The 1,085-nt window shown below is 53.5% G+C and carries 1 protein-coding gene; it reads left to right on the forward strand.

The genetic code is table 11. The annotated features are described in order from the left end of the window. The first annotated feature begins 188 nt into the window (after window positions 1-188). A complete protein-coding gene (locus V6D20_17085; GenBank protein HEY9817496.1) occupies window positions 189-971 on the forward strand; it encodes a hypothetical protein in 783 nt (260 codons plus the stop codon). Window positions 972-1,085 lie beyond the last annotated feature (114 nt).

The raw sequence follows: 1,085 nt of genomic DNA on the forward strand, positions 1-1,085 counted from the left end.
CTGGCACACGATCACGCTGGAACACGAGGTCCGGGACAACGACCAAGCCAGTGTACTACGTGGTATGGGGTGGGACGTGCTAGAGATATGGCCCCAAACGATTGAAGACCCGGCAGCGCTGCGCTGGTGGATGGAACGATATATCCTCCGCCTATTCGGGACACACTGGACGCCAGGAGGCTGGTAATATGTATGAAACGCTAGACTATAACGAAAGATTTAAGCAGCTAGAGACGAAAGTGTCAGACCTGGAGATGCAGGTCGAGGAGTACGAACGCCAGATCGACCGGCTATTGCGGGCTGTGTTCTCCGGCAGCGCTGGATCAGGTATGAAGATCACGTCTTCTGACCTGGCTGAATCACTCCAAAGCCCTGACTACGTAGCAGGTCCCTACGGGGGCAGGGGTTGGAAGTGGACCACCGGGCCAAAAGGTAGACTTGAAAACTACAATGCCTTCGTTCAAGGCGACGTTGTATTAGGGGACATCTGGACTACCAAGATTATGCCTGCCCACGTGTGCGGTTATCGTATTGGCTGGAACGAATCGGGTGACCCCCGTGCAGTGGGTCCCACCGCTGGCATCACAACGCTCTACCTTGTGCCCTGGGACTACGACGGTGTATACCTGGCGGATCCGCTGCTACACATAGATGTGGAAGATCCAGCAGACCACGTGCACCACCGGAAACTTGTGCGTATGAACTACTACCCGATACCACTGACGGGCCTGCCTGCCGGTACGAAGTACGACGTGGTACTGCACTACAACGGCAACGAAAGGGACCCTGTGCCACACGCTGAACTGATTCCCTGGGCGAACCTGAACGATAGGGAAACCCCCCTTGTCTGGAATAATGGGGGATGGTGGGAAATAGAAGAGGACGAGAAACTCTGGCTGGGAACGGTGCAGACCACACAGCCAGGAACTACGTCGTCACAGTTTATTTTTAATTACTTTGCTACAAACTAGGAGATAAGATGTCAGTAGAAAAATTGCGGATAGCTTTGTCGCTGCTGTGGCAGATAGCTAATTGGTTAATGGGGCGCTTGGATGACGAGGGTATTGAATTGCCTGCTATCATAA

Source organism: Candidatus Obscuribacterales bacterium (assembly GCA_036703605.1).
Lineage (GTDB): Bacteria > Cyanobacteriota > Cyanobacteriia > RECH01 > RECH01 > RECH01.

What these genes read in the sequence shown, in the direction of transcription:
- V6D20_17085 (HEY9817496.1), top strand. Translation starts at nt 189, where the DNA reads ATGTATGAAACGCTAGACTATAACGAAAGATTTAAGCAGCTAGAGACG.